General features: G+C 71.8%; 22 protein-coding genes and 2 pseudogenes. 9 read left to right on the top strand and 15 right to left on the bottom strand.

Annotation, left to right across the window (positions count from 1 at the left end):
- The first annotated feature begins 86 nt into the window (after positions 1–86).
- Complete coding sequence (locus ACIQWG_RS03815) at positions 87–1,871, top strand: serine hydrolase (protein ID WP_404089833.1); 1,785 nt, start codon at positions 87–89, stop codon at positions 1,869–1,871.
- A 4-nt stretch (positions 1,872–1,875) separates the two neighbouring features.
- Here the strand turns inward: ACIQWG_RS03815 and ACIQWG_RS03810 are convergent.
- The 9 genes and pseudogenes from ACIQWG_RS03810 to ACIQWG_RS03770 form a co-directional block, all read right to left on the bottom strand.
- Positions 1,876–2,053 (bottom strand): annotated as a pseudogene (locus tag ACIQWG_RS03810) (transcriptional regulator); the annotation flags it as partial.
- A gap of 41 nt (positions 2,054–2,094) precedes the next feature.
- Positions 2,095–3,669 (bottom strand): phytoene desaturase family protein, encoded by a 1,575-nt coding sequence (locus tag ACIQWG_RS03805; RefSeq protein WP_404089831.1) that lies wholly within the window; start codon positions 3,667–3,669, stop codon positions 2,095–2,097.
- A gap of 54 nt (positions 3,670–3,723) precedes the next feature.
- A complete protein-coding gene (locus ACIQWG_RS03800; RefSeq protein WP_404089829.1) occupies positions 3,724–5,964 on the bottom strand; it encodes a tetratricopeptide repeat protein in 2,241 nt (746 codons plus the stop codon).
- 61 nt (positions 5,965–6,025) lie between these two features.
- Positions 6,026–6,703 (bottom strand): annotated as a pseudogene (locus ACIQWG_RS03795) (oxygenase MpaB family protein); the annotation flags it as partial.
- Between the two features lie 50 nt (positions 6,704–6,753).
- A complete protein-coding gene (locus ACIQWG_RS03790) occupies positions 6,754–7,833 on the bottom strand; it encodes a M14 family metallopeptidase (RefSeq protein ID WP_404089827.1) in 1,080 nt (359 codons plus the stop codon).
- 2 nt (positions 7,834–7,835) lie between these two features.
- Positions 7,836–8,156 (bottom strand): hypothetical protein, encoded by a 321-nt coding sequence (locus ACIQWG_RS03785; protein ID WP_404089825.1) that lies wholly within the window; start codon positions 8,154–8,156, stop codon positions 7,836–7,838.
- Entirely contained in the window at positions 8,153–9,706 is a 1,554-nt protein-coding gene (locus ACIQWG_RS03780) for a S8 family serine peptidase (RefSeq protein WP_404089823.1), read from the bottom strand. The genes ACIQWG_RS03785 and ACIQWG_RS03780 overlap by 4 nt, the downstream gene beginning before the upstream one ends.
- Before the next feature lie 246 nt (positions 9,707–9,952).
- Positions 9,953–11,131, bottom strand: coding sequence for an acyl-CoA dehydrogenase family protein (locus tag ACIQWG_RS03775; protein WP_404089821.1), 1,179 nt, complete (start codon positions 11,129–11,131; stop codon positions 9,953–9,955).
- A 148-nt stretch (positions 11,132–11,279) separates the two neighbouring features.
- A complete protein-coding gene (locus ACIQWG_RS03770) occupies positions 11,280–11,654 on the bottom strand; it encodes a ferredoxin (RefSeq protein ID WP_404089819.1) in 375 nt (124 codons plus the stop codon).
- A 143-nt stretch (positions 11,655–11,797) separates the two neighbouring features.
- Between ACIQWG_RS03770 and ACIQWG_RS03765 the strand changes: the two genes are divergently transcribed.
- Positions 11,798–12,154: a DUF6479 family protein gene (locus ACIQWG_RS03765; RefSeq protein ID WP_404089817.1), complete on the top strand. Its 357-nt coding sequence runs from the start codon at positions 11,798–11,800 to the stop codon at positions 12,152–12,154.
- Between the two features lie 123 nt (positions 12,155–12,277).
- On the opposite strand, the gene ACIQWG_RS03760 is transcribed toward ACIQWG_RS03765, so the two are convergent.
- Positions 12,278–12,619: a hypothetical protein gene (locus tag ACIQWG_RS03760; protein WP_404089815.1), complete on the bottom strand. Its 342-nt coding sequence runs from the start codon at positions 12,617–12,619 to the stop codon at positions 12,278–12,280.
- 124 nt (positions 12,620–12,743) lie between these two features.
- Between ACIQWG_RS03760 and ppk2 the strand changes: the two genes are divergently transcribed.
- Positions 12,744–13,547: a polyphosphate kinase 2 gene (ppk2, locus tag ACIQWG_RS03755; protein ID WP_404089813.1), complete on the top strand. Its 804-nt coding sequence runs from the start codon at positions 12,744–12,746 to the stop codon at positions 13,545–13,547.
- A gap of 9 nt (positions 13,548–13,556) precedes the next feature.
- Here the strand turns inward: ppk2 and ACIQWG_RS03750 are convergent, their stop codons facing one another.
- From ACIQWG_RS03750 to ACIQWG_RS03735, 4 genes are all read right to left on the bottom strand, one after another.
- Positions 13,557–14,438 carry a universal stress protein gene (locus ACIQWG_RS03750; protein ID WP_404089812.1) on the bottom strand — a complete coding sequence of 294 codons (882 nt, stop codon included), beginning with the start codon at positions 14,436–14,438 and terminating at the stop codon, positions 13,557–13,559.
- A 123-nt stretch (positions 14,439–14,561) separates the two neighbouring features.
- Positions 14,562–16,931: a glycoside hydrolase family 65 protein gene (locus ACIQWG_RS03745; protein WP_404090788.1), complete on the bottom strand. Its 2,370-nt coding sequence runs from the start codon at positions 16,929–16,931 to the stop codon at positions 14,562–14,564.
- A gap of 49 nt (positions 16,932–16,980) precedes the next feature.
- Positions 16,981–17,754, bottom strand: a complete 774-nt coding sequence (locus tag ACIQWG_RS03740; protein WP_404089810.1) for an HAD family hydrolase — start codon at positions 17,752–17,754, stop codon at positions 16,981–16,983.
- Between the two features lie 464 nt (positions 17,755–18,218).
- Positions 18,219–19,073, bottom strand: a complete 855-nt coding sequence (locus ACIQWG_RS03735) for a LysR family transcriptional regulator (protein WP_404089808.1) — start codon at positions 19,071–19,073, stop codon at positions 18,219–18,221.
- A 157-nt stretch (positions 19,074–19,230) separates the two neighbouring features.
- Between ACIQWG_RS03735 and ACIQWG_RS03730 the strand changes: the two genes are divergently transcribed.
- Entirely contained in the window at positions 19,231–20,181 is a 951-nt protein-coding gene (locus ACIQWG_RS03730) for an EamA family transporter (protein ID WP_404089806.1), read from the top strand.
- A gap of 149 nt (positions 20,182–20,330) precedes the next feature.
- Here ACIQWG_RS03730 and ACIQWG_RS03725 read toward each other — a convergent pair whose 3' ends face one another.
- Positions 20,331–22,493 carry a SpoIIE family protein phosphatase gene (locus tag ACIQWG_RS03725; protein WP_404089805.1) on the bottom strand — a complete coding sequence of 721 codons (2,163 nt, stop codon included), beginning with the start codon at positions 22,491–22,493 and terminating at the stop codon, positions 20,331–20,333.
- Between the two features lie 332 nt (positions 22,494–22,825).
- Here ACIQWG_RS03725 and ACIQWG_RS03720 point away from each other — a divergent pair, with 332 nt between their 5' ends.
- The 5 genes from ACIQWG_RS03720 to ACIQWG_RS03700 all read left to right on the top strand — a co-directional run bounded on the left by ACIQWG_RS03720 (position 22,826) and on the right by ACIQWG_RS03700 (position 25,837).
- Positions 22,826–23,248: a CBS domain-containing protein gene (locus tag ACIQWG_RS03720; RefSeq protein ID WP_404089803.1), complete on the top strand. Its 423-nt coding sequence runs from the start codon at positions 22,826–22,828 to the stop codon at positions 23,246–23,248.
- Positions 23,249–23,273: 25 nt separating this feature from the next.
- Complete coding sequence (locus tag ACIQWG_RS03715) at positions 23,274–23,495, top strand: DUF6480 family protein (RefSeq protein WP_404089801.1); 222 nt, start codon at positions 23,274–23,276, stop codon at positions 23,493–23,495.
- 300 nt (positions 23,496–23,795) lie between these two features.
- Positions 23,796–24,788 carry a dihydroxyacetone kinase subunit DhaK gene (dhaK, locus tag ACIQWG_RS03710; RefSeq protein ID WP_404089799.1) on the top strand — a complete coding sequence of 331 codons (993 nt, stop codon included), beginning with the start codon at positions 23,796–23,798 and terminating at the stop codon, positions 24,786–24,788.
- A 46-nt stretch (positions 24,789–24,834) separates the two neighbouring features.
- Entirely contained in the window at positions 24,835–25,434 is a 600-nt protein-coding gene (dhaL, locus tag ACIQWG_RS03705) for a dihydroxyacetone kinase subunit DhaL (protein WP_404089797.1), read from the top strand.
- A complete protein-coding gene (locus ACIQWG_RS03700) occupies positions 25,427–25,837 on the top strand; it encodes a PTS-dependent dihydroxyacetone kinase phosphotransferase subunit DhaM (protein WP_404089795.1) in 411 nt (136 codons plus the stop codon). Before dhaL ends, ACIQWG_RS03700 begins: the two co-directional genes overlap by 8 nt.
- The last annotated feature ends 51 nt before the right edge of the window (positions 25,838–25,888 follow it).

The following is a 25,888-nucleotide window of genomic DNA, read 5'->3' as shown; positions in this document are numbered from 1 at the left end:
ACACGACCCACTCCTGACACGAAAGTTTCATCACGCAAGGTGATCCCGGAAAGATACTTTCAGCCGCGGCGGTGGGAGGAACCTCGATGACGGACGACAGCAGCAGACCGACTCGGCGTCAACTGAACAAAGCCGTCCTTGCCTTGGGCGGCGCCTTGGCCATCGCCCCCCTTCCCGCCGGACCAGCGGCAGCGGCCTCCACCTCCGCCCACTCCGCCCGCCGCGCCACGACCCTGCGCCACGGTTCCCCGGAGCGCGCCGGCCTGCTCCCCACCCACCTGCGCCAACTGGTCACGGACGCCGAGGCGTTCCTCGGTCCCTCCCCCAAGCACCCCTGGTACGCGGGCGCCGTTCTGCTCGCCGGGCGCGGCGGTACCGTGGCCCTGCATCAGCCGATCGGGATGGCGGTCCGATACCAGGCGTACGACGAGAAGACCGACACCGGCGTCGAGTTCCCGGCCGACCAGCAGATCCCCATGGCCGACGACACCGTCTTCGATCTGGCCTCGGTCTCCAAGCTGTTCACCTCGATCCTCGCCGTGCAGCAGATCGAGCGGGGCGCACTGCGGTTGGAGGCGACCGTAGCCTCCTATCTCCCCGACTTCGGCGGTGCGGGCAAGCAGGACATCACGATCCGTCAGCTCCTCACCCACACCTCGGGGTTCCGGGCCTGGATCCCGCTGTACGCGGCACCGACGTACGAGGAGAAGCTCAAGCTCATCTGGAACGAAACGCCGCTGAACCCGCCGGGCAGTGCGTACCTCTACTCGGACCTGAACCTGATCTCGCTCCAGCTGGTCATGGAGAAGATCACCGGCCGCGGACTCGACACTCTCCTCCGCGAGGAGATCACCGGCCCCCTCGGGATGCGCCGCACCCGCTACAACCCGCCCGCCTCCTGGAAGCCGAGGATCGCGGCCACCGAGGACGCCCGCAAGCCCTGGTCGGGTCTGGACCGAGGGCTCGTGTGGGGCCAGGTGCACGACGAGAACGCCTTCAGCCTGGGCGGGGTCGCGGGCCACGCGGGCGTGTTCTCGAACGCGTGGGACCTCGCGGTCCTGGGCCGCACCCTGCTCAACGGCGGCGCCTACGGCCGCACCCGCATCCTGGAGCCGGAGTCGGTGGAGCTGATGTTCACCGACTTCAACACCGCCTTCCCCGGCGACGAACACGGGCTCGGCTTCGAGCTCTACCAGCACTGGTACATGGGCGCGATGGCCACTCCGCGCACCGCGGGGCACACCGGCTTCACCGGCACCTCCCTGGTGCTCGACCCGACCACCGACTCCTTCCTCGTCGTGCTCGGCAACTCGGTCCATCCGGTGCGCAGTTGGCGTTCAGGTTCCGCTCCGCGGGTCGCCGCCGCGAACAACATGGCCCGCGCCGTGCCGGTCCGCCCACGGCACGGCCGTACAGCCTGGTTCTCGGGCATGGCGACCGCCGCCACCGCGACGCTCGCGCTCCCCGCGCTCGACACCACACGCGGCGACGCCCGGCTGTGCTGCGCCCTTTGGTGGGACACCGAACCCCAGGCGGACCTCCTCGCCCTGGAGGCGACGACCGACGGGGGCATGACCTGGCAGCCGCTCCCCTTCACCACGACCCGGCACGGCGAGCGGCCCGAGGACCATCCGACCGGTACGGCCACCGGCTGGTCCGGCCGCGTCTGGCACCGCCTCGCTGCCCCGCTTCCCGCGCACGAGCAGTTGCTGGTGCGCTGGCGCTACGCCACCGACCGGCTGTACGTGGGGCGTGGCGCCTACGTCGACGGACTGCGCGTCGAGTCGGCTCGTACGGTCCTCTTCGACGAGGCGCGGCCGGCGGACGCGGCGCGGATCACGGCCAGCGGCTGGACCGCCGCCACGAACTGACCGGTCAGCCGGGTACGACCAGTCGCTGCGTGCCGAGGACGGACAGCCGCCGGAGCGCCTCCTCGGACGGCGATGACCGTCACAGGGCCGACGACCGGGTGGTCGAAGGTCTTGCGGAGCGTGGGGTCGGCGGTCACGTCGTGGGCGGCCCACAGCCGGCCGAACTCCTCGCTGCCACCTATGTCACCGGCGTGATCCTCCAGGTGGACGGCGGGGTCCACGCCTAGTCGGCGGCCTCCAGCACGGCCATCGCCGCGTTGTGCCCCGGCACCCCGCTCACCCCTCCCCCGCGCACCGCGCCCGCCCCGCACAGCAGCACGTTCGGATGGCGGGTCTCCACGCCCCAGCGGCCGGTGCCCTCCTGTTCGTAGGGCCAGGCGAGATCGCGGTGGAAGATGTTCCCGCCGGGCAGCCGCAGGTCGCGCTCCAGGTCGAGCGGGGTCTTGGCCTCGATGCACGGCCGCCCGTCCGCGTCCGTCGCCAGGCAGTCGGCGATCGGCTCGGCGAGATGGGCGTCGAGCTGGGCGAGCGTCGACTTCAGCAGTTCCTCGCGTACGGCGTCGTTGTCGCGCTGGAAGAGCCGGGCGGGGGTGTGCAGCCCGAAGAGGGTGAGGGTCTGGTAGCCCTGCTCGACGAGGTCGGGCCCGAGGATCGTCGGGTCGGTGAGCGAGTGGCAGTAGATCTCGGAGGGCGGCGCGGCGGGGAGTTCCCCGGCGGCGGCCTGGGCGTGGGCGGTGGCCAGCTGGTCGTAGCCCTCGGCGATGTGGAAGGTGCCGGCGAACGCCTCGCGCGGGTCGACGGAGCTGTCGCGCAGCCGGGGCAGCCGCTTGAGCAGCATGTTCACCTTGAGCTGGGCGCCCTCGGCGGGCGGCGGGGTTGTGTCGCCGGTGAGGGCGGCCAGGGCCTGGGGGGAGGCGTTCACCAGGACGTGCCGGGCGGCGGCGACGCCCTCGCCGTCCGCCGTGCGGTAACCGACCTCCGCCGTACGTCCGTCCGTGTCGATGCGTACCGCCTCGTGCCCGGTGGCGATGACCGCGCCCGCCTCGCGGGCCGCCGTGGCGAGCGCGTCGGTGAGGGCGCCCATGCCGCCGACGGGGACGTCCCAGTCGCCGGTGCCGCCGCCGATCACGTGGTACAGGAAGCAGCGGTTCTGCTTCAGGGAGGTGTCGTGGGCGTCGGCGAAGGTGCCGATGAGAGCGTCCGTCAGCACCACGCCGCGCACCAGGTCGTCGCCGAACCGCTCCTCGACGGCGACGCCGATCGGCTCCTCGAAGAGGGTCCGCCAGGCCTCCTCGTCGTCCACCCGGCGGCGCAGTTCCGCCCGGCTGGGCAGGGGCTCGGTGAGGGTCGGGAACACCCGCCGGGCGACCTCCCCCGTCATCCCGTAGAAGCGCTGCCAGGCCTCGAACTCGCGCTGCCCGCCCGTCAGCCGGGCGAACGCCTCCCGGGTGCGTTCCTCTCCGCCGCCCACGAGCAGCCCGGTGGGCCGTCCGTCGCGTTCGACGGGCGTGTACGAGGAGACGTCGCGGGTGCGGATGCCGAAGTTCAGGCCGAGGTCCTGGACGATCTTCCGGGGCAGCAGGCTGACCAGGTACGAGTAGCGGGAGAGCCGTGCGTCGACCCCGGCGAACGGCCGTGTGGACACGGCGGCGCCCCCGGTGTGGTCGAGCCGCTCCAGCACCAGTACGGACCGTCCTGCCCGTGCCAGATAGGCGGCGGCGACCAGCCCGTTGTGGCCTCCGCCGACGATCACGGCGTCGTACGTACGGTGTCCCGGGGTTCCCTCGTGTGCAGGCATGGTTCTTCGTAACACGTGATGATCTAGGTGGGCCAGAGGTACGGGCGTCCGGACTCACGCACCTCCCGGCATCCGCTGCTGCCGCAGCACGGCCACCCTCCGGTACAGCTCGACCGCCTCCGCGCCCCGCCCGAGCTGCTGGAGGCAGTGGGCCTCGTCGTTGCGGCTGGCGAGGGTGTCGGGGTGGTCGAGGCCGAGGACGCGTTCGCGGGCGTCGGCCACCGCCCGGTACTCGGTGAGCGCGTCCGGCCAGCGGCCCAGCCAGCCGAGGCTCACGGCGACCTCGCGACGGCTCACCAGGGTGTCCGGGTGGTCGTGGCCCAGTACACGGCCACGGATCGCGCACACGTCACGGGATTCGGCGAGGGCCTCCTCCCAGCGGCCGAGGCGTCCGAGGTTGACGCCGAGGCCGTGCCGGGCGCGCAGGGTCTCGGGGTGGGCGGGGCCGTGGACGCGGGTGCGGTCGTCGATCAGATCGTGGTAGAGCCGGAGCGCCTCCGTGCTGCGGCCGAGCCGGCCGAGGCTGATGCCGACCTCGTAGCGGGCGGCGAGGGTGTCCGGGTGGTCGGGGCCGAGGGCCTGGGCGCGGGCCTCGGCGACCTCGCCGTAGGTTTGCAGGGCCTCCGGCCAGCGGCCCAACTGGCCGAGTGCGTAGGCGACTTCGTAGCGAGTGACCAGGGTGTCGGGGTGGTGCGGGCCGAGGACTCGGGCGCGGGCGGCGGCGACCTCGTCGGCCATGCGGTACGAGTCCTCCAGCCGGCCGAGCCTGCTGAGGTTGAAGGCGAGGTTGTGGCGGCAGCGCAGGGTGTCGGGGTGGTCGGCGCCCATGGCGCGTTCGCGGGCGATCAGCACCGACGTGTAGACCTGGTGTGCGTCGAAGTGGCGGCCCAACTGGCCCAGTACGTACGCCATTTCCTGCCGGGCGGCGAGCGTGTCCGGGTGGTCCGGGCCGAGGGCGAGGCTGCGGGCGCGCGCGACGTGCTTGTACTCGCGCAGGGCGTCGGCGGCGCGCCCGGTGCGGCTGAGGGTGAAGGCGACCTCGTAGCGGCTGGCGAGCGTGTCGGGGTGCTCGGGGCCGAGCAGGTGTTCGCGCTCGGCCGCGACGGCGCGGTGCACCTCGCCCGCCTCGGTCCAGCGGCCCAGCCGGCCGAGGCTCAGTCCGGCGTTGTGCCGGGCGGCCAGCGCGGTGAGCGTGGCCGTGGACGGGGCCGGGGGATCCTCGTCCGCGGCGGTCCCGTCGGGTCGGCCGGTGGTGGGGCGGGGGATCCACTCGCCGGTGAGGCCGGCCGCGGCGTCGGGGGGTGTGGTGCGCAGTGGGGCGCCGGTGGCCTTGTGGCCGGTGGTCATGCCACGGGTCCAGGACGGCAGACGGGTCTCGCGTGCCACGGGCTCCCGCGGGCGGAGCACGGGCTGCCCGGTCACCACGGTCGGCACATAGGCCGGTGTCGTACGGCCGACGCTGATCCGGCGGCCCAACTCCCGTCCGTCGTGCGGGCGTTCCTCGGGGCGTTTCGCCAGCAGGTCGAGGATGACCTGCTCGAAGTACTCCGGCAGCTCGGCGCGGTGGCTGCGCGGCGGCCGGGGCGGGGTGTCGCGGTGCCCGACGAGGATCGCCCACGGGTCGTCCAGGTCGAACGGCGGCACGCCGGTGGCGATCTCGTACAGCACGCACCCCAGCGAGTACAGGTCGCTGCGCTGGTCCACCTCCTCTCCGCCGATCTGCTCCGGCGACATGTAGTGCGGGGTGCCCATCGCGATGCCGGTGCCGGTCAGCCGGGAGGTGAAGCCGATGTCGTGGGCGAGGCGCGCTATGCCGAAGTCGCAGATCTTCACCGTGCCGTCGGCGAGCCGCATGATGTTCGCCGGTTTCAGATCGCGGTGCACGATGCCCTGCTGATGGGTGTAGGCGAGGGCGGCGGCGACCTGGTCGGCGATGTCGACGACGTCCGGAACGGGCAGCGGATGCTGTTTGTTGTCCTCCAGCAGCTGGCTGAGGTTGCGGCCCTGAAGCAGTTCCATGACCAGGAACAGCACACCGTCGGATTCGCCGAAGTCATGGACGACGGTCACACCGCGGTGCTGGAGCGCCGCGGCCACCCGGGCCTCGCGACGGAACCGCTCGCGCAGGACTCGGGCGAAGGAGTGGTCGTGGTGCGGTCCGAGCGGCTTGAGGCACTTCACCGCGACATGCCGGCCCAGCGACTCGTCGCGCGCACGCCACACCTCGCCCATACCGCCGCGCCCGATCGGTTCGAGCAGCCGGTACCGGCCCTGGATCAGCCTGCTGTCCCCCATCTCCCGCGCTCGCCCCCCGTTGGTCCGCCCCACCCTCCCTCGGCTCGTCCAGTATGGCGAGCTATCGTCCGAGTTTGTACGGTGCCGGGCGCGAGCCTGGGCCGAGTCGTGCCATGGCACGCAGGATGTGTTTGGGCGGGAGTTGCCAGCGCAGACGTGCGGGAACGCAGCGCAGCAGGGTGCCCGTGACACGCAACTGGCGGGTGACGGCGGCGGGTTCCGGTGCCGGTCTGCCGTACAGCTCGTGGGCGTACGGCGGCAGGGCGGCGTACGCGAGGTGGGCCACGCGCCGCCACAGCACCTCACGCGCCGGGACGAGCAGTGGATGCGTCGGCGGGCGGAGCAGAAAGTCGTCCACCGCACGTGCTTCGGGTCCGCTCGCGAGCTCGGGGCGCACCTTCTCGAAGTACGCCGCCATCTCGGCCTGGTTCGCGGGTACGACGTCCGGGTCGAGGCCCACCAGGCGGGCGCCGAGGCGCTGTTCGTCGATGTAGCGGTCGGCCTGCTCGTCGGTGAGGCGGATGCCGGAGCGCTGCGCAACCTGGAGGTACGAGTCGATCTCGGCGCAGTGCACCCACAGCAGCAGTTCGGGTTCGTCGACGCCGTACCGCTCCCCCGTGTCCGGGTCGGTGGCGCCGAGCATGCTGTGGATCTTCCGCACCCTCGCGCCGGCCTTCTCGACGGCCTCGGTGGTGCCGTAGGTGATGGTGCCGACGAAGTTCGCGGTGCGCAGCAGGCGCTGATTGCCCCGAACGAGGGTGCGCCGCCGGGCCTCAGCCGTCGGTGACCTCAGCCGTCGGTGACCACCGGAGCGTTGAGCGCGAGTGCCAGCAACGCGGCCGAGACTTCCCGGATGACCTCTTCGGCTTCGCTGAACACGGGTTGGAAGGCGTCACCACACTCGATCGTGTAGCCGAACACCTTGGCGGCGGGTGGGTGGGTGAAGTGCCGACTGTAGGCGTAGTCGTCGCTCGTGCCCGAGGTGGGGTAGAGGCCGTACGCCGGTTCGACCCCGTAGTCGACCCCGCGCACCGCGCGCACCGCGTCGTTCATCCGCTCCGCCACTTCGACCGCGATCTTCAGGTCCGGTTCGGGGATGAACTCGCCGATGCCGTCGTCGGGACGCCCTCGTACCCCGTCTCGGTCGGGGTTGCGGAAGTTGTCCGTGGGCGTGATGGACTGGTTCTGGTCGGAGCCCCAGTTGTGCAGGATCACCGGAACCGCGCTGTGGACGTCGACCATCCATCGGATCCGCGGGTGGTTGTCGAGCGCCCAGACCACGTTTCGGGTCTCGGGCTCGGAAGCGGCCGCCGGTCCACGGTAGACCTGCGGATCGCACGGCTTGTCCGAGGTGTGCACGTCCGCGTCCGGGGCGAACTTCGCCTTGTGGTCCCACAGGAAGTCGAAGTTCCGGTTCAGATCGACTCCCACGCACGAAGGGGCGGTGGAGCCGGCAGGTGCGGGCCGGCGGTTCTTGCGCCACATCGCGGACGTGGCCTGGCTGAAGGCCCGGCCATCCGGGTTGACACAGGGGTAGAAGAACAGATTGACGTCCTCCAGCACCCCCCTGACCTGAGCCGCCGTGAAGCTCGACGCCCCGTAACCGAGCCCGGTGCCGCGGTCGTGGGCCTCCAACAGGTCCGCCGCCAGCGAGACCAGCGCGTCGGGCGGCACCCACTCGCGCGCATGCACCCCGCCCAGGAACAGGATCCCGGGCACTTCGTCGGACGGCCGTGTCCCTACTCGCAACAGGTGCGTCGTCCGCCCTTCATGGGTGGGGTGAGGCGGCGTGATGACCTCGGTCGCGCCTGGATAGGCGGCTTGCAGACTGGTGATCGCCGATTCGATCTCGGCCACGTTGAGATACACGATCACTCCTTGCGGCCAAGGCCGTGCGGTACGGCGTCCCGAGCGGCGAAGCGGTCGCCCGTGCCCACCTCTTCCTTGCGGGCGAGCCAGTTCTCCGTGACGTTCTCCACCGCGGTGATGTCCACCGAGGGGGCCGATCTGGCCGCCCTGGCCCGGTCGAGCTGATCCTGGCGGAAGTAGAGGTCGAGTCCGACACCCGCCCGGCTGCCGCGCACCACGGGGCGGCAGCCGACGTCGGGCCGCGTCTCATGGACGAACTCCCTGAGCGCTTCCGCACTCTCGGCGACGACATGGCAGCGGAGGACCGCGGGCTCCTCGCTCATGGCTGGATCCCGCCGGCGAGCGCGACGGCCTGGGCGGCGTTCACCCGGCCGAATCCGTAGTCGTCGTTGTGCCCGGAGGCGTCGTACTGAACCTGCGGTCCGCCGATCCGGTCGGCCGACCGGTGCATCACGTCGCGCAGTTGATCCCGTGTGAGGTGGGGGTTCACCGACAGCGCGAGGGCGGCGCAGCCGGCCGCGCAGGGAGCGGCGAAGCTGGTGCCGGTGCTGATGCCGTAGCCGCCGCCGGACGTGGTGCTGAGGACATCGACGCCGGGGGCGATCAGTTCCACCTCCGGGCCGCGTGCCGCGTGGTCCTCGCGATCCTTGTTGGTCGAGCGCACTACGGCGATGACGTCCGCGTGCGAGACCACCTCGTCCTTGGTGACGTCGACGTTCCTGCCATTGCTCGCGGCCCAGAAGATCGGCAGCCCTTTGCCCTGCCGTCCGTTGGAGGCGGCGGACTCGAGAGCGAGGGCGAGGGTGTCGGAGATGTCCCAGTCCGCGCCGTTCGGGCCGAGGCTGCTGACCAGGATGTCCGCACCGGCCCGGGGATCGATCCCGGGGACCTCCGTCGAGGGGTCGCTCGCGAACCCCACGGCACGGGCGAGCGTGGTCTGTGTGCCGATCTGGTCCGGCAGACAGGCCAGGAGCATCAGAGCGCACTCGGGGGCCGCACCGGTGCCGCCCGCCCCGTTGCCGTGCCGGGCCCCGGCCATGCCGGCACAGAACGTGCCGTGATCCTCGTCGGGCATCCCCGCGGTGTCCTGGACGAAGACCGGGCGCTGCCCGCCGCCGGCGAAGAAGCCGGAGAGTGGGTCCAGCCCGGCGGCGAGGTCCGGGTGCCCCGTGTCGAAGCCGTTGTCGATGACGGCGACCCGGATCCCGGCTCCGAAGGTGCGGTCCCAGGCCGTCTCGATGTGCACGTCGGCGTCCGGGGTACCGCCGTTGGTTCCGGGATTGCGCCATTGCCACTGTTCCCCGTAGCGAGCCCCGGTGGGCCTGAACCGCCCGGGGACGTGCTCGATGAACGCCGGCTCGGCGAAGACGAAGCGGTCGTTGTCGTGCAGTTCGACGGAGGCCGCGAGGGCGTCCTGCGACGCCGGCGCGCGCACCTCGTACAGGTTCGTCGCGAAGCCGAGCTTGCCGACGACGGTCAAGCCGGCTGCCTCGAGCTCGCGTTCGGCCTGCTCCTCGGAGAGGGCAGGCTCCAGCCGGACGGTCAACGCGTCGGTGGCGATGCCGATCCTGCCGTTGGATCGTCGGATGACCGTACCGCTCGTCTCCGCCCCACGAATTCCTGTACCGGCCGAGAACGCTTCACGCGTCCGCTGGTTGGGCCTGACGAACACCCAACTCGCGCGGGCGAAGGCGTCGGCGGTCTCGTCGTCCACGCCGGCCTCGCGCATCTCCCCGCGGACGCTGCTTCCCAATTCCGCCTCCATATCGGCGGCGGAACTCACCCGGGCGTCCGTGTCCATCTTGACCGCGACGACGTCATCGAGTTCTTCGGCCTCGACGAGATGACCACGCTGATAGTACTGACGTGACATTGCGCTCGCCTCTTCAGATCGGCACCGGGAGCCCGCGCCGGTGACGTCACGGCGCCGAAACTCGCGGCCTTCAAAAACCCCCTCTCTGCCAGTCTCCTCGTGCCTTTGCCGCACGGCAAACGCACGATTGGGCCGCCGCGGGCCTCAGTTGCTCATTCAGCTTTTGCCCGGTCAACCACCATGGCGACTTGATTCCGGTACGGAATAAAGCCATTGGCCCTTACGAGAAGTCGGCGGCGACGCTCGCTAACGCCGCACCCTCGGCATCCCCAGCCCGATCCACGAGATGATCTCCCGCTGGATCTCGTTGTTGCCGCCGCCGAAGGTGAAGATGACGGCCGAGCGGTAGCCGCGCTCCAGCTCTCCGTGCAGAACGGCGCCGGCCGAGCCCTCCTTCAGCGCGCCGGGAGCCGCGACGATCTCCATCAGCCAGGCGTAGGCGTCGCGGCGCGCCTCGGAGCCGTAGACCTTGACGGCGGAGGCGTCCTGCGGGGTGAGCGTGCCCTCCTGGACGGCGCTGACCATCTGCCAGTTGAGGAGCTTGAGCGCGTCGAGCCTGGTGTGGGTCTGGGCGAGGCGGCGGCGCACCCAGGGCAGGTCGATCACCCGGCGGCCGTCGGCGAGTTTGGTCTCCATGGCCCAGCGCTGGACGTCGTGCAGGGCGCGGATCGCCATGGTGCCGTGGGCGGCGAGGGTGACGCGCTCGTGGTTGAGCTGGTTGGTGATCAGACGCCAGCCCTGGTTCTCCGCGCCGACGCGGCGGGAAGCGGGGACGCGGATGTTCTCGTAGTAGCTGGCCGTCGTGTCGTGCGAGGCGAGCGTGTTGATGAGGGTGCACGAGTAGCCGGGGTCGGTGGTGGGGACGAGCAGCATGGTGATGCCCTTGTGGAGGGGGGCGTCCGGGTCGGTACGGACGGCGAGCCACACCCAGTCGGCCGTGTCGCCGTTGGTCGTCCAGATCTTCTGGCCGTTGACGACGTACTCGTCGCCGTCCCGTACCGCGCGCGTCTTGAGGGACGCGAGGTCGGTGCCCGCCTCGGGCTCGCTGTAGCCGATCGCGAAGTCGATCTCGCCGGAGAGGATCTTCGGCAGGAAGTACGACTTCTGCTCGTCCGTGCCGTACTGCATGATCGTCGGGCCGACGGTGTTGAGTGCCATCAGGGGCAGCGGTACGCCCGCCTGGGCGGCCTCGTCGAAGAAGATGAACTGCTCGATGGTGGTCAGGCCGCGTCCGCCGTACTCCTTGGGCCAGCCGACGCCGAGCCAGCCGTCGCCGCCGAGGCGCCGGATGGTCTTGCGGTAGTGGCGTTTCTGGGCTGCCGGGTCGGTGAAACGGGTTTGGGCGAGGTCCGGCACCAGTTCGGCGAAGTAGTCGCGCAGTTCGCTGCGCAGCCGCTGCTGCTCGGGCGTGTATTCGAGGTGCACGGCGCCTCCAGGCTCCCCAAGGGCGGTCCTGACGGCGCACACCGTAGAACGTGTTCCAGAAATTGGGAATGGCGGGGGCGCCGCCGGAACAAGCGCGATGGGGCGGGCGGGGCCGCCCGCGGCCCGGGTTCCTCGGTCGGACGCGCTCTCAGTCGAGGGTGCTCATGAACTCCGTGCAGGCCCGTGCGCAGTCACGGCAGGCCTGTGCGGTGTCCTCGGCGGCCGGCAGAAGGTCGAACGCCTGCGCGCTCTCCAGGCACACCGTCCGGGTCCACTCCAGCTGGAGGCGCAGGGCGGCCTCGTCCAGCTGGTTCTGCTCGGCCAGCACTCGGCACGTCGCGTCGCACACCTCGGCACACAGGATGCCCTTGCGTCGCAAGCGCTCCTGGTCCTCGGGCCCGTCGGGGTCGACCAGGCTCGCCCGCAGGGCACAGGCCCGGGCGCACTCGGTGCAGGCCTGCGCACAGGTGAAGCGGTCCTCGAGGAACTGGACTGGCTGCTGCTGAGGCGTTGTCTGTGTCACAGCGCTCGGGTAGCCGGTGCGAATGACCCCAAACCCGGTGCTCGCACGGGTTCCGGCCGGTCTTCGTGCGCCAGGCGGGTGACGCGTGCGGGACCGGCCGTCAGATCGGGTTCACGTGAGGTGCCAGGGGTACTCGCGGGGCCATGAACATCGCATCGACGGACATCGCCGCGGAAGGCGCGCTCGGCATCGGACTGGCCGTGGCCGGTCTGATCGTCGTGGCGCTGCTCATCGGCGCCTTCGTACTGGGCGCCCGGATCAAGCGCCGGGAACTGCCTCCGCCGCGTCCCGAGGAGCAGCCCCGGATGCCGGACGGGGGGCCGGTCCACGAGGTCCGGGAGCACCGGGAGCCGGACGAGGTGCCCAGGAGCGACCACCGGCTGACGCCGCACGACCTCCCCGCCCACGGCAACATGCCCTCCCGGCGCAGTTCGTCGCAGCAACGGCGCCGCTGGGACGAGGGCCGCAGCGGATCGTTCGGCGGCGGTGGGCAGGGCTGAATCCGGTCCCGGCCGCGGAGTCGCAAAGGGGCTCCGCGGCCGGCCCTCCGGGGCTGTCGCCACGACCTCAGTCGCCGCAGCCTCGTCACGGTCTCAGTCGTCACGGTCTCAGTCGTCACGACCTCAGTCGTCGCCGCCGAACCTCCGGGCGAGGTCCCGGTGATGCTCCGCCACCTCGCGCGCCTCGCCCCCCGTGATGACGGCGCCCGGCATGCCCCCCAGCCGTTCGATCTGCTCGGCGAGACGAAGATGCTGCGCACGGGCGTGGTCGCGGCAGGCGAGGCAGGTGACGCTCTCGGGTCGCGGTGAGGTCATCGCGTACGGCACCCGCGAGGAGCAGCCGGTGACGACCGTCGCGGGCAGGTCGCCGGCCAGACCGAAGGTGCCGGCCAGGAGGTTGCGCACCCGGGCGTCGTGGCGGGGCACACTCCGCTCGACATGGATGTGTGGATCTGCACCGTCCATGGGCTCATCCTGCCCGCCCGCCGACCGCCCACGCCCGGCTGTCCGCCGGTGTCCGGGGTGCGCGTCCCGGCGTCGGTCAGTACGGTGCAGTTCTGGTGCCCGTGTTCGGCTGTGGGGAGGCGACATGGCCGGCGACAAGGCGGTGAAGCTGCCGCGCAAGACGTACGAACAGGAACTGCTGCGCCTACAGACGGAGTTGGTGAAACTTCAGGAGTGGGTGCGGGCGGAGGGTGCCCGGCTGGTCGTGATCTTCGAGGGCCGGGACGCCGCGGGCAAGGGCGGCACCATCAAACGCGTCACCGAACATCTCAATCCGCGGGTGGCACGGATCGCGGCCCTGCCCAAGCCGACGGAGCGCGAGCGCACCCAGTGGTACTTCCAGCGGTACATCGCGCATCTGCCGGCCGCCGGGGAGATCGTGCTGTTCGACCGCAGCTGGTACAACCGCGCCGGCGTCGAGCGCGTCATGGGCTTCTGCACGCAGGAGGAGTACCAGCTCTTTCTGCGCCAGTGCCCGATCTTCGAGCGGATGCTGACGGAGAGCGGGGTCCTGCTGCGCAAGTACTGGTTCTCGGTGAGCGACGAAGAGCAGCAGGAGCGTTTCCGCCGCCGGCTCGACGACCCGCTGCGCCGCTGGAAGCTGTCCCCGATGGATCTGGAGTCGATCACCCGCTGGGAGGAGTACTCACGGGCCAAGGACGAGATGATGGTGCACACCGACATCACCGAGGCGCCCTGGCACGTGGTGGAGAGCGACGACAAGCGCCGCGCCCGGCTGAACATGATCGCCCATCTGTTGAGTTCCGTCCCGTACCACGACGTCCACCCGCCGGTCATCGAGCTGCCGGAACGACCCGAGCCGAGCGGCTACCGGCGTCCCCCGCGCGACCTTCAGCACTACGTCCCGGACCACACGGCCGATCTCTGAACCCGAACGTCACTCGTGTCCGGAACGGACGACCGCCACCGGGCACTCGGCGTGGTGCAGCACCGCCTGACTGACCGAGCCCAGCAGCAGCCCGGCGAATCCGCCCCGTCCGCGCGCCCCGACCACCACGAGCCCCGCCTGCGCACTGGCCTCGATGAGGGAGTGCCGGACCCGGCCGCGCACCAGCCTGCGGTCCACCGCGACATCGGGGTACCGGTCGCGCAGCCCGCCCAGCGCCTCGGCGAGCACGCGTTCCTCCTCGTCGTGCAGCCGGCCCTCGTCGTACGTCACGAAGGGCGGGTCGGCGGGCGACTCGTAGGCGCGCTCGCTCCGGGTGCTCCAGGCGTGCAGGGCGACCAGGCCGACGCCGTGCAGGGAGGCGTGGGCGAAGGCGAACTCGACCGCCCCGCGGGCGGCGGGTGACCCGTCGACGGCCAGGAGGACGGGACCGGCGGGGTCGGGCCGGCGGCGCACCACCAGCACGGGGCAGGCGGCGTGCGCGGCGAGATGCCCGGCCGTGGAGCCGAGCAGCAGGGCGCCGAAACGGCTCAGGCCCCGACTGCCGACCACCGCCAGGGACGCGGTGCGCGACTCGATCTCCAGCACTTCCACCGGCTCCCCGACGACGATGTCGCGCGTGATCTCGACGCCGGGTGCCGTGTCGTGGGCGCTGCGCTCGGCCTTGACGAGCGTGCCGTCGATCAGCTCGCGCACCCCGGCGTCGCTCGGCTCCCAGGGCCGCCCGCCGGGCGGTATGTGCGCGAGCGGCCGGCCGAAGGCGTGCACCAGCCGGAGCCCCACCCCGCGCAGCCCTGCCTCGCGCGCCGCGACTTCCACGGCCGCCGTGCTCGACGGCGAACCGTCCACCCCTACGACCACCGGGCCCGTCATCGCGTTCCCCTTTCCGGACAGGATCCGCGAGCGCCGCACGGCTCCCCGCGGCCGTCCCGCCGCGGACCGCCGATCGCTGTCCTCCCAGCCTCCACCCACCGGCCGTGTCGCGCACCGGGCGGGTCAGTCGGGAAGGACCAGCCGGCCCTTCTCCCCCGGCTGGAGGAAGACCTCGCGCTCCGGGAGCCGTACGTCGATCGGTGAGGCGTCGGAGGAGGGGACCTCGATCTCCAGCAGTCCCCGCTCCAGGCGCAGCCGTACACCCCAGTTCCCCTGGTAGCGCAGGGCGAATCCGTAGGTGGACAGCTCGGGCAGGGGCACGGGGTCGAGCCACAGCGCCCCGTCGCGGGTCTCCAGGCCGGTCAGTCCGCGCTGCACCAGGTCGAGGGTGCCGGCCATCGCGCCCAGATGGATGCCCTCGCCGGTGGTGCCGCCCTGGACGTCGGCGATGTCGCCCTGGAGGGCCTCCTGTACGAACTTCCACGCCTCGGAGCGTCGGCAGCGGGCCAGCACCCAGCCGTGGACCAGGCCGCTGAGGGTGGAGCCGTGGCTGGTGCGGTGCATGTAGTAGTCGACGGTGCGCCGCCACATGTCCTCGTCGAGCGGGTAGCCCAACCTGTGGAACAGGTCGCGTAGTTCGGCGGGTGCGAAGAGGTAGCCGAGCATCAGGACGTCGGCCTGTTTGGAGGCCTGGTAGCGGTTGACGGTGTCGCCCTCCGCCTCCAGGATGCGGTCGAGCCGCCGGATGTCGCCGTACCGCTCGCGGTATCCGTTCCAGTCGAGCTCGGCGAGGTCGCCGTAGCCCGCGAACTGGCTGATCACGTCGCGGTGGAAGGGGACGTGGAGGGTGTGCGCCACGTCCTCCCACAGGGTGAGTTCGCCGCCGTCCAGGCCGGTGCGTTCGACGAGTTCGCGGCGGCGGGGCTCGGGCAGCGTGTCCAGCAGTTCCAGGGTGCGGGCGAGCACCCAGGACGCGGTGACGTTGGTGTACGCGTTGTCGTCGAGGCCCGGGTTCCCGGCGTCCGGGTACGCCTCGTGGTATTCGTCAGGGCCGACGACGCCCTTGATGCGGTAGCGGCCCAGGCTGTCGTCGTAGACGGCCTTGTCGGCCCAGAAGCGCGCGATCTGCAACAGCATCTCGGCGCCCTTGGTGTGCAGGAACTCCATGTCGCCGCTCGCCTCGCTGTACTGCCACACGTTGTAGGCGATGGCCGATCCCACATGGTGCTGGAGGTGGGAGTGGTCCGGCAGCCAGCGTCCCGAGCGCGGGTTGAGATGGAGCTGCTGTGTCTCCTCGCGTCCGTCGCTGCCGCTCTGCCAGGGGTACATGGCACCTCGCCGGCCGGCCGCGGCTGCCGTCGTGCGGGCCTGTTCGAGGCGGCGGTGGCGGTAGTGGAGCAGGGCCCGGGAGACCTCCGGGAAGTGCAGGTTGAGGAAGGGCAGGACGAACAGCTCGTCCCAGAAGACGTGGCCACGGTAGGCCTCGCCGTGCAGTCCCCGGGCTGGCACGCCGACGTCGAGGTCGGCGGTGTGCGGAGAGAGGGTCTGAAGGACGTGGAAGAGGTGCAGCCGCAGGATGAGGCCCGACTCGCCGGGGACGTCGAGCTCGGCGCGGCGCCAGAGCTGGCCCCAGGCGGTGCGGTGCGATCGGGCCAGCGCCTCGAAGCCCGGGGCCCGGCCGACCCGGTCGACGGCGGCGTGCAGCGGGTCGCTGATCGCCGGGTCGTGGGAGGTGTGCAGGGCGACGGCCTTGTCGACGGTGACGGTACGGCCGGGCACCATCTCGATCGTCAACCGCTGGATGACGGCTGGCAGTTCATGGCGGATCTGGACAGGTACCTCCGCGGTGAGCCGGGCCGCGAGGCCGATCCGGACGTCGGAGGTACGGGTGCGGCAGCGCAGCCAGACGGTGTCCGGGGCGGAGGCTCCGGTGTGGACGTGGGTCACATGGCGGCCGTCGAGGTCCCTATAGCGGGCCACACCGGAGTTGGTCACGCCGCCATCCAGGGCCGCCTCCACCTCCAGGGGTCCGGAGTATCCCTCGGAAGTGAACTCGGTACGTAGCGCGGCCATATGTGGGTCCGCCATATGCACCATGCGCTGCTGACGTACCGTCAACACACACTCGTTGCCGAGGTCGTAGCGCGTCCGGCGCTCCAACAGACCGTCGGGCAGGTGCAGCATCTGCCGGTGTTCGAGCACGGTCGCCGTGTCGGGGTCGATCCAGGGACCCTCGGGCAGGCGGAAACGCAGGGGCAGCCAGTTGGGGACGTTGACCATGTCCTCGTTCTCCACATGGCGCCCCGAGACATTGGAGATGAGCCGGTTGTAGATACCGGCCACATAGGTTCCCGGATAGTGGATGTCGTCAGCGGCACACTCGGGCAGCGCACCCCGGGTGGCGAAGTAACCGTTGCCGAGGGTGCACAGCGATTCACGAAGGCGTTCGTCGGCCGGCGTGTAGCCCTCGTACTCCCAGCTCCAGCCCGCCACCTCGGCCTCCGGGCCCGGCTCGTCCGTCACTTCGGCTCTCCTCCCGCCGTCACTTCGGCTCTCCTGACGCGCAGAGTTCTCCGAGGTCGCGTACGACGATGTCGGCGCCGTGCCGCAACAGCCGCGCACCCGTGTCCGCACCGGCGGCCCGGTCCACGCCGACCACCAGGGCGAACCCGCCACGCCGCCCGGCTTCCACGCCCGCGAGGGCGTCCTCGACCACGGCGGCCCGGTCGGCGGGCACACCGAGCCGGCCGACCGCCTCCAGGAAGAGATCGGGTTCGGGCTTGCCCGCGAGGCCCAGCCGGGCCGCCTCGCCGCCGTCGACGAGGGCGTCGAAGAGATCGAGCACCCCGGCCCGGCTCAGCAACTCTCCGGCGTGCCTGGAGGCGGAGGCCGCCGCGCGGGGCACTCCCTCGTCGCGCAGCGCCTGCACCAGCCGTACGGTCCCCGGGTAGGCGTCGACGCCGCGCTCGCGCAGCCGCTCGGTGAAGAGACGTTCCTTGTCCTGGGCCACGGCCCGCACCGTCTCGGGCGTCGCGTCGATGCCGCGCGAGACGAGGAAGGCCGCGGCGCCGTCGAGCCGGGACTTGCCGTCCACGTGACGCAGGTAGTCGTCCCGCACGTCGAAGGGTCGGCGCCGGTCGGGGTCGTCGGGCGGGTGGGCGCGCAGGAAGTCGTCGAAGGCGACCTTCCAGGCGGCGGCGTGCACCTTGGCCGAGTCGGTGATGACCCCGTCGGTGTCGAAGACGACGGCCCGCACGGCGCGCAGGGCGTCGGCGAGCGGCGTTCCGGCCAGGTCGGGGTCGAGGGGGCGACGCATGGTCACACCCGCCGCTCACGACGGACGGCGATCGGGCACGACGCGGTGTGACGTCGCGTGTGTTCGGCATGCGGTACGGCATCCGGGGGACGCCGGGCCGGGACGGCACCGCGGAACGCGAGGCGCACGGCCTCCTCACCTCCAGTCGACGGTCTCCCGCGCCCGGCGGGATCCGCTCATGGGTACCCGTCAAGCGTGCCTTGTTACCTCTCTGCCCCTGAAGTGCCGAACGGCCCTGGCGCGCCCGCCGCGCGCGTGGTCTGCTGGAGGTGACGGGAAGGACCCACACAGGCGCGGGGAAGCGGCTAGCGGCCGCGCACCGCGCAATCCGGATCCGCGAGAAGTGGATGGGGCCCTTCCCGCCCCCATGCGCCGGCGTTCCCGCTTTCCCGCGCCGGGCACCCCTCCTCACGCGCCGGTCTACCCCGCCCCCATGCGTGCGACCAGGCCTTCCTGGACCGGCTTCAGTCCCCCCGGTAGAGCGCTGTGAGCAGTTCGATCACGGCCTGGGCGCCAGGCGGTGGATCGTCGCGCCACCAGGCCAGCCGTACGGCGATGGGTTCGGCGTCGCCAAGCGGCCGGTAGACGACGCCGGGGCGCGGGTACTGGTGGGCGGTGGCCTCGGCGGTCACTCCGACGCAGCGGCCGGTCGAGATCACCGTGAGCCAGTCGTCGACGTCATGGGTCTCCTCGGTTGCCGGGCGGGCGTCGGGCGGCCACAGGTCGGTGGTCGTGGTGCCGGTGCGGCGGTCGACCAGGAGGGTACGACCGCTGAGCTCGGCGAGTCGGACCGAGCGGCGCCGGGCCAGCCGGTCGTCGGCGGCCACCGCGCACAACCGCCGCTCCAGTCCCACGATGGCGGAGTCGAACCGCCGGTCGTCCACCGGCCGCCGTACGACCGACAGGTCGCAGGCGCCCTCGGCAAGTCCCGCGGTCGACGAGTTGACCCGGACGAGCTGGAGGTCGGTCCCGGGGTGGGCGGCGGCCCAGCGGCGCTGGAAGGCCGGGGTGTGCCGGCCGAGCGCGGCCCAGGCATAGCCCATCCGCAGCCGGGCATGCCCGGAGGACGCTTCCCGGACCAGTTCGTCCACCTCGCCGAGCACCCGCCGCGCGTGGGCCAGGACGCGCAGCCCGGTCCCGGTCGGGGTCACCTGGCGGGAGGTCCGCCGCAGCAGTCGGACGCCGAGAGCGCGTTCCAGCGAGGCCAGCGAGCGGGAGACGGCCGCCTGGGAGACGCCGAGGGCTATGGCGGCGTCGGTGAAGGTCCCCTCGTCGACGATCGCGACGAGGCAGCGCAACTGTCTCAGCTCCACGTTCATGACCAACCCCGTCCGTGACCCGGCCAACCGGGACTCCATGACCCCATGACGGCGGATTCATGACCCCGTATCCATGACCGCGAATCTATGAGTACAGCGTATAGATCGACTCACCCTCGCATTTTGTGCAAGGACCGACGCCGCAGACGATCGCCACATGCGCACTCGCCCCGCACCCGCGCCCGCATCTGCACCCCACGCCGTCCCCGTCCCCGCGACCGCACCCGCACCCGCACCCGCACCCGCACCCGCGGCGCCGGACACCCCCGAGCCGACCGGCGGACGCCTCGCAGGCGTGGCCACGATGCTCGGCAGCGGTCTGTCCAACCAGACCGGCGCCGCCATCGGCTCGCTCGCCTTCCCCGTGCTGGGCCCCGTCGGCGTCGTCGCCGTACGCCAGTACGTCGCCGCCCTCGTCCTGTTCGCGGTCGCCCGGCCGAGGCTGCGGTCGTTCACCTGGCGTCAGTGGTGGCCGGTGATCCTGCTGGCCCTGGTGTTCGGCACCATGAACCTCTCGCTGTACTCGGCGATCGAGCGCGTCGGCCTGGGCCTGGCGGTGACCCTGGAGTTCCTCGGCCCGCTCACCATCGCCCTGGCGAGCTCGCGCCGCCGGGTGGACGTGTGCTGCGCGGTGATCGCCGCGGCGGGCGTCCTGACGCTGATGCGCCCGCAGCCGTCGGCCGACTACCTCGGGATGGCGCTCGGGCTGCTGGCGGCCGTCTGCTGGGCGTCGTACATCCTGCTCAACCGAACCGTCGGCCGGCGTGTCCCCGGAGCTCAGGGGGCGGCGGCCGCGGCCGGCATCTCGGCGGTGATGTTCCTGCCGGTGGGCATCGCGGTGGCCGTACAGCACCCGCCCACCGCCGGCGCCGTCGCCTGCGCGGTCACCGCCGGTGTGCTGTCCTCGGCCGTGCCCTACCTCGCCGACCTGTTCACGCTGCGCCACGTCCCGCCCCGGGCCTTCGGCCTGTTCATGAGCGTCAACCCGGTCCTCGCGGCAGTGGTCGGCCTCGTCGGTCTCGGTCAGGGCCTGGGCTCGCCGGAGTGGGCGGGCATCGGCGCCATCGTCGCCGCCAACGCACTGAGCCTTCTGACGTCCCGGAGCTGATCGTCCCGGAACTGATCGTCCCGGCCGCGGGCGGACTGCCAGCCCCGGTGGGCGTCCAGCCGACACCCCGGCGTTCAGCCGACACCCCGGCGCGGCGAACCCCGCCCGTGGCGCGCCAGGACCCGCGGCGCATCAGCACCCGCGACGGATCAAGACCCACGGCGGATCAGGAACAGGGCGACGTCGTCGACGGGCTCGCCCGCGTGGCGGACGAGACGGTCGGCCATGTCGTCCAGGTCGGTGGGGTCGGCGCGGGCGACGAGTTCGGCGAGCGCGTCGACGGCGACGTCCGGGTCGAGTCCGGGGCGTTCGATCAGACCGTCCGTGTACAGGACGAGCACGGCGCCGGGCCTGAAGGCGACGTCGACGGCCGGGTACTCGGCGGTGCGCTCGATGCCGAGGAGCAGCCCCGGCGGGACCCGCAGCACCTCGGTACGGCCGTCCGGGTGGCGGAGCACGGCCGGCGGATGTCCCGCGCCCGCGAGGCACACCGACTCGCGCGCAAGGTCGATTCGTGCGTACAGGCAGCTGGCGAACCGGCCCGAGTCGAGGTCGTCCAGCAGCCGGTTGGTCGTGCCGAGGACATCGCCCGGTGCCGCGCCGGCGGCCGCGTGTCCGTGCACGGCGGCGCGTACCTGGCCCATCAGGGCCGCGGCGTCGACGTCATGTCCCTGGACGTCTCCGATCGCGGCCGCCGCGCTGGTGTCGCCCAGCCGGATCAGGTCGTAGAAGTCACCGCCGACCTCCAGCCCGTGGCCGGCCGGACGATAGCGGGCGACCGCGCTCAGGCCGGGGATCTCGGGCAGCCGCCGGGGCAGCAGGGCGGCCTGGAGCCGATGGGCCACGGCGTACTGGGTGTCGTAGAGCCGACCGCGTTCGAGGGCCTGGCCCACCAGGCCGACCAGGGCGGTGAGCGCGGCGCGTTCGGAGGGCGGGAAGTGCTGTGGGCGGTCGTAGGCGAGCACGAGGGATCCGACGGCGTGGCCGGAGGCGACCAGTGGGAGGAACGCCCAGGAGCACTTGTCGTCCAGGTGCACGGCGTGCGGGTAGGTCCCCTGGAGTTCGTCGAAACTCGCGAAGAAGTGCGGGCTACAGGTGTCCAGCACACGCACGGCCGGGGTGTCGGCGGTGAGCGGCAGGTCGTCGAAGTGCTGCATCAGATCCGCGTCGTAGCCGCGGTGGCAGAGGATTCTCAGCCGTCCGTCCCGCGGCGCCATCAGCGCTATCGCCGTCGCGCCGAGCGCCGGCATGAGCTGATCGGCGGTCTGGTTGACCACGTCCCGGACGCCGACGGCCTCGGTGAGGCTTCCGGCGAGGTGCATGAGGTGGTAGAGCAGGCCGGCGCGGCCCGGTCCGGCCGCGGGTTCGGCCGTTCCGGACGTCGACCGGGACGGTTCCGAGGAGAGTGCCTGCGACGGGGCTCCCGGGGTGATGCGCACGCTGATGCCGGACGGGTCGGGGTAGAGCTCGAAGAGCAACGGGCGGTCGGGCGGGCGCAGGGCCGAGAAGGCGGTGGGCTGTTCGCTGAGCAGGGCGCTCCGGTAGCGGTCCTCGATCTCGGGAACGTCCATCCAGGGCAGTGCCTCCCAGGGCAGGGTTCCGATCAGATCGGCCGCCTCCGCCCCCAGCAGCCGCGCCGCCTCGGGCGTGACGAAGGTGAACCGGCCCGTCACATCCAGCGCGCAGGCCCCTCCTGGCAGCCGCGCGATGAACGCGGTCAGTTCGCCCGCCTCGGCCGGCGGCACCCGGGTGTACGAGGGGTGCGGCAGGATCCGCGGCTGTTCCGGCGCGTGGACGTCCTCGCCCGCGTCACCCAGCAGCTCGCCGAGCCGGTGGCAGCCGGCGTCGAGGGCGGCGCGCTCGTCGTCGCTGAGCCGGGGCGGATGCGAGCCCGGCCACAGCAGAGCCAGCCCGCCCACGGGTGCCCCCGCCGCGTGGAGCGGCGCGGCCGCCAGCGCGAAGGCGTACGGCAGCACGAGTGCCGTACGCGGGTATCGACGGGCCATCTCCTCCATGTCGGCGATCCACACGAACCGGTTCTCGCGTACGGCGTCCGCCACCGGAACCTGGTCGGACAGGACGACCCGGGTCCACGGTGTGGCCATTTCCCGCGGCGCGCCGGTCAGCGTCCGCAGCCGCAGGGCGTCGCCGGAGCGCGGCAGGACGTAGAGCAGCCCTCGGGCGGCACCGCAGTCCCGGACCACGTCCAGCAGGGCCGCGTCAACGGTTTCTGTCGTGGTCGAGAGCCGCGTCGTCCGTCGCGTCAAGCCACCTCCCGGGAAAGGTCCGACATGAGACCGCTTCGTACCCATCTCCGCCCATCAATCACATTTCATGCCACGATGGTCTTGTAGCGGGGGTCGTTCGCTCCTCCGTCGGCCGCCCGGTCACTGAACGGCGTTCAAGGTTCGGGGCGGTGGTGTGCATGGATCTGCCGGTCGATCGCACGCGTGGCGCGGGGCCGCCTGTGGGTGCCGCGACCTGCGCGGCGGCTGCCTCACCGCGTGTACATCCTCTCTCCGAGGGCCTCCTGCGGGCAAGCACGAGGCCGGCGCGACGGCGGCCGCACAGCCACACGCCGGCTGCGGGTACTCGGGCCGGAGCGGCGGTGAAGGGCGCCGTCGCAGGACGAGGGGACGTTTCCATGGCTCAGCTTGTCCGTGACGTCATGACCACGCACCTGGTGACAGTCGAACCGCTGGCCTCGGTGGCGGTCGTGGCCCGGATCATGCGTGACGAGAACATCGGGACCGTGCTGGTCACCGAGGGCGACCGGCTGCGTGGCCTGGTCAGCGACCGGGATCTGGTGGTCCGCTCGGTGGCAGCGGGCCGTGACCCCGGCAGCACGACGGTGGCCGACGCGTGCAGCGAGGAACTGGTCACCGTCGGACCCGACGACGCTCTCGACCTGGCGGTCGACGTGATGCGTGAGCATTCCGTGCGCCGTGTACCGGTCGTCGACCAGGAGCGGCACGCGGTGGGCATCGTCTCCATCGGTGACCTGGCCATCGAGCGCGACCCCGACTCGGCGCTGGGCGACATCAGCGCCGCCCGGCCCGACCAGTGACTCCCATCCGAGAAGAGGGTGCGTCATGACCACTCCCGACCCCGAACCCGCCCGGACCCCCGGCCTCGAACCGGGCGGTGAGGTCCGCCCCGGTGACACCCCGCCCGCCGAAGGTGGCTACTTCGGCATCTCCTACAACGAGCCGCCCAGCATGCGCAAAGGGTGGGCTGCGATGCCGCTGATCGTGATCATGCTTGTGGTGGTCCTGGTGGCGGTCGGACTGGTGGGCATGGCCTGGGTGCTCTGAGGGCCGAGGCCGGGCGGCCTGTTCGTCGGTGCCGCCCGCCTTCCCACCGCCGCGCGGCACTCACCCGACGTACCGCCGGGTCCCTCCGCGCGGTGGAAAACGCGTCGCGCACGTGTCGTTCGCCGTCCTCGCACGTGACCCACGCGTGATCAGCGTCGATACTTCGAGAGCACACGTCGAGAACACCGAGCAGCACGGCAGCGCACGCCTGACGAGCCGTCATCGATGTCTGCGCTGGGTCATCTGACCTGCGTAAACACGGGTCAAAGGCTAGCCTGTCAGTGTCACCAGGAGGCACTCATGAAGATGCTGATCAACGTCGCGGAGACCGTCGTCGCCGACGCGCTGCGGGGGATGGCGGCCGCCCATCCCGAACTGGTCGTCGATGTGGAGAACCGGGTGATCGTACGGCGGGACGCGCCCGTGGCGGGCAAGGTCGCCCTGATCTCCGGAGGCGGTTCGGGGCACGAGCCGCTGCACGGCGGCTTCGTGGGTCCGGGGATGCTGTCGGCCGCGTGTCCGGGCGAGGTGTTCACGTCGCCCGTGCCCGACCAGATGATGCGGGCCGCGGCCGCCGTCGACAGCGGGGCGGGCGTGCTGTTCATCGTGAAGAACTACACCGGCGACGTGCTGAACTTCGACATGGCCGCCGAACTCGCCGAGGACGAGGGCATCCAGGTCGCGAAGGTGCTCGTCAACGACGACGTGGCGGTGACCGACAGCCTCTACACGGCCGGGCGGCGCGGTACGGGCGCGACGCTGTTCGTGGAGAAGATCGCCGGCGCGGCGGCGGACGAGGGGCAGCCGCTGGAGCGGGTCGAGGCGATCGGGCGTCAGGTCAACGAGAACTCCCGCAGCTTCGGCGTCGCCCTCAGCGCCTGCACCACGCCCGCCAAGGGCAGCCCCACCTTCGATCTGCCGCCCGGCGAGCTGGAGTTGGGCATCGGCATCCACGGCGAGCCCGGTCGGGAGCGGCGGGCGATGATGACGTCGGGCGAGATCGCCGACGCCGCGGTGGGCGCGATCCTGGACGACATGCCCCCGCGCAATCCCGTCCTCGTGCTCGTCAACGGCATGGGCGGGACACCGCTGTTGGAGCTGTACGGCTTCAACGCCGAGGTCCAGCGGGTGCTCACCGAGCGCGGTGTCGCTGTCGCCCACACCCTCGTCGGCAACTACGTCACCTCGCTCGACATGGCCGGCGCCTCCGTCACCCTGTGCCAGGTCGACGAGGAGCTGCTGCGGCTGTGGAACGCTCCCGTGGGCACACCGGGACTGCGCTGGGGTATGTGATCCGGAGCCGGACGACCACAACGCACCTGCCACGCAAGGAGATCCAGTGCTCGACGCCGATTTCTTCCGCCGTTGGATGACGGCCACCGCCGCGTCCGTCGACCGTGAGGCGAAACGGCTCACCGCTCTCGACTCGCCCATCGGGGACGCCGACCACGGCAGCAACCTCCAGCGCGGGTTCACCGCCGTCATGCAGGCGTTGGAGAAGGAGGCGCCGCAGACACCCGGCGCGGTCCTGACGCTCGCCGGACGGCAGCTCATCTCGACGGTCGGTGGGGCGTCCGGCCCCTTGTACGGGACGCTGCTGCGCCGGACCGGCAAGGCACTCGGGGATGCCGGGGAGGTCAGCGAGGACGAGTTCGCCCAGGCGCTGCGGGCCGGGGTGGACGCGGTCATGACGCTCGGTGGCGCGGCGCCGGGCGACAAGACCATGATCGACGCCTTGGCGCCGGCCGTGGACGCGCTCGGTGACGGTTTCGGCGCGGCCCGGGCCGCCGCCGAGGAGGGCGCGCTGGCGACGACGCCGTTGCAGGCCCGCAAGGGGCGGGCGAGTTATCTCGGGGAGCGCAGCATCGGGCACCAGGATCCGGGTGCCACGTCCTCGGCGCTGCTGATCGCGGGCCTTGCGGAGGCGAACGGTGAGTGACGACAAGGTGGTCGGCATCGTGCTGGTCTCGCACAGCGCGGAGGTCGCCGCGTCCGTGGCGGAGCTGGCGCGTGGGCTGGCGGGCGGCGGTACGGCGGTTCCGGTGGCCCCGGCGGGCGGCACCGAGGGCGGCGAGCTCGGCACCAGTGCCGAACTGATCGCCGCGGCGGCCGCGTCCGTGGACCGTGGCGCCGGGGTCGCCGTCCTCACCGACCTCGGCAGCGCGGTCCTCACCGTGAAGGCCCTGCTCGCCGAAGGGGACGAACTCCCGGAGGGCACACGCCTCGTGGACGCCCCGTTCGTCGAGGGCGCGGTGGCGGCGGTCGTCACGGCCTCGGCGGGAGCCGACCTCGCGGCGGTGGAGGCGGCGGCCTCGGAGGCGTACACGTATCGCAAGGTGTGACCCGCCGGCCCCTGAGCCCGCGGCTTGAGGCGCGCCACGCGCGGGTGGCGC

The sequence above is a fragment of the Streptomyces sp. NPDC098781 genome, assembly GCF_044759995.1.
In the GTDB taxonomy this organism is placed as follows: Bacteria; Actinomycetota; Actinomycetes; order Streptomycetales; family Streptomycetaceae; genus Streptomyces.
Note: the sequence above shows the minus strand (reverse complement) of the source record. Positions and strands in the feature narration are given on the sequence as shown.

What these genes read in the sequence shown, in the direction of transcription:
- ACIQWG_RS03735 (WP_404089808.1), bottom strand. Translation starts at nt 19,073, where the DNA reads ATGAACGTGGAGCTGAGACAGTTGCGCTGCCTCGTCGCGATCGTCGAC.
- ppk2 (WP_404089813.1), top strand. Translation starts at nt 12,744, where the DNA reads ATGGCCGGCGACAAGGCGGTGAAGCTGCCGCGCAAGACGTACGAACAG.
- ACIQWG_RS03715 (WP_404089801.1), top strand. Translation starts at nt 23,274, where the DNA reads ATGACCACTCCCGACCCCGAACCCGCCCGGACCCCCGGCCTCGAACCG.
- ACIQWG_RS03800 (WP_404089829.1), bottom strand. Translation starts at nt 5,964, where the DNA reads ATGGGGGACAGCAGGCTGATCCAGGGCCGGTACCGGCTGCTCGAACCG.
- ACIQWG_RS03815 (WP_404089833.1), top strand. Translation starts at nt 87, where the DNA reads ATGACGGACGACAGCAGCAGACCGACTCGGCGTCAACTGAACAAAGCC.
- dhaK (WP_404089799.1), top strand. Translation starts at nt 23,796, where the DNA reads ATGAAGATGCTGATCAACGTCGCGGAGACCGTCGTCGCCGACGCGCTG.
- ACIQWG_RS03805 (WP_404089831.1), bottom strand. Translation starts at nt 3,669, where the DNA reads ATGCCTGCACACGAGGGAACCCCGGGACACCGTACGTACGACGCCGTG.
- ACIQWG_RS03730 (WP_404089806.1), top strand. Translation starts at nt 19,231, where the DNA reads ATGCGCACTCGCCCCGCACCCGCGCCCGCATCTGCACCCCACGCCGTC.
- ACIQWG_RS03760 (WP_404089815.1), bottom strand. Translation starts at nt 12,619, where the DNA reads ATGGACGGTGCAGATCCACACATCCATGTCGAGCGGAGTGTGCCCCGC.
- ACIQWG_RS03785 (WP_404089825.1), bottom strand. Translation starts at nt 8,156, where the DNA reads ATGAGCGAGGAGCCCGCGGTCCTCCGCTGCCATGTCGTCGCCGAGAGT.
- ACIQWG_RS03765 (WP_404089817.1), top strand. Translation starts at nt 11,798, where the DNA reads ATGAACATCGCATCGACGGACATCGCCGCGGAAGGCGCGCTCGGCATC.
- ACIQWG_RS03750 (WP_404089812.1), bottom strand. Translation starts at nt 14,438, where the DNA reads ATGACGGGCCCGGTGGTCGTAGGGGTGGACGGTTCGCCGTCGAGCACG.
- ACIQWG_RS03725 (WP_404089805.1), bottom strand. Translation starts at nt 22,493, where the DNA reads ATGGGTACGAAGCGGTCTCATGTCGGACCTTTCCCGGGAGGTGGCTTG.
- ACIQWG_RS03740 (WP_404089810.1), bottom strand. Translation starts at nt 17,754, where the DNA reads ATGCGTCGCCCCCTCGACCCCGACCTGGCCGGAACGCCGCTCGCCGAC.
- ACIQWG_RS03780 (WP_404089823.1), bottom strand. Translation starts at nt 9,706, where the DNA reads ATGTCACGTCAGTACTATCAGCGTGGTCATCTCGTCGAGGCCGAAGAA.
- ACIQWG_RS03720 (WP_404089803.1), top strand. Translation starts at nt 22,826, where the DNA reads ATGGCTCAGCTTGTCCGTGACGTCATGACCACGCACCTGGTGACAGTC.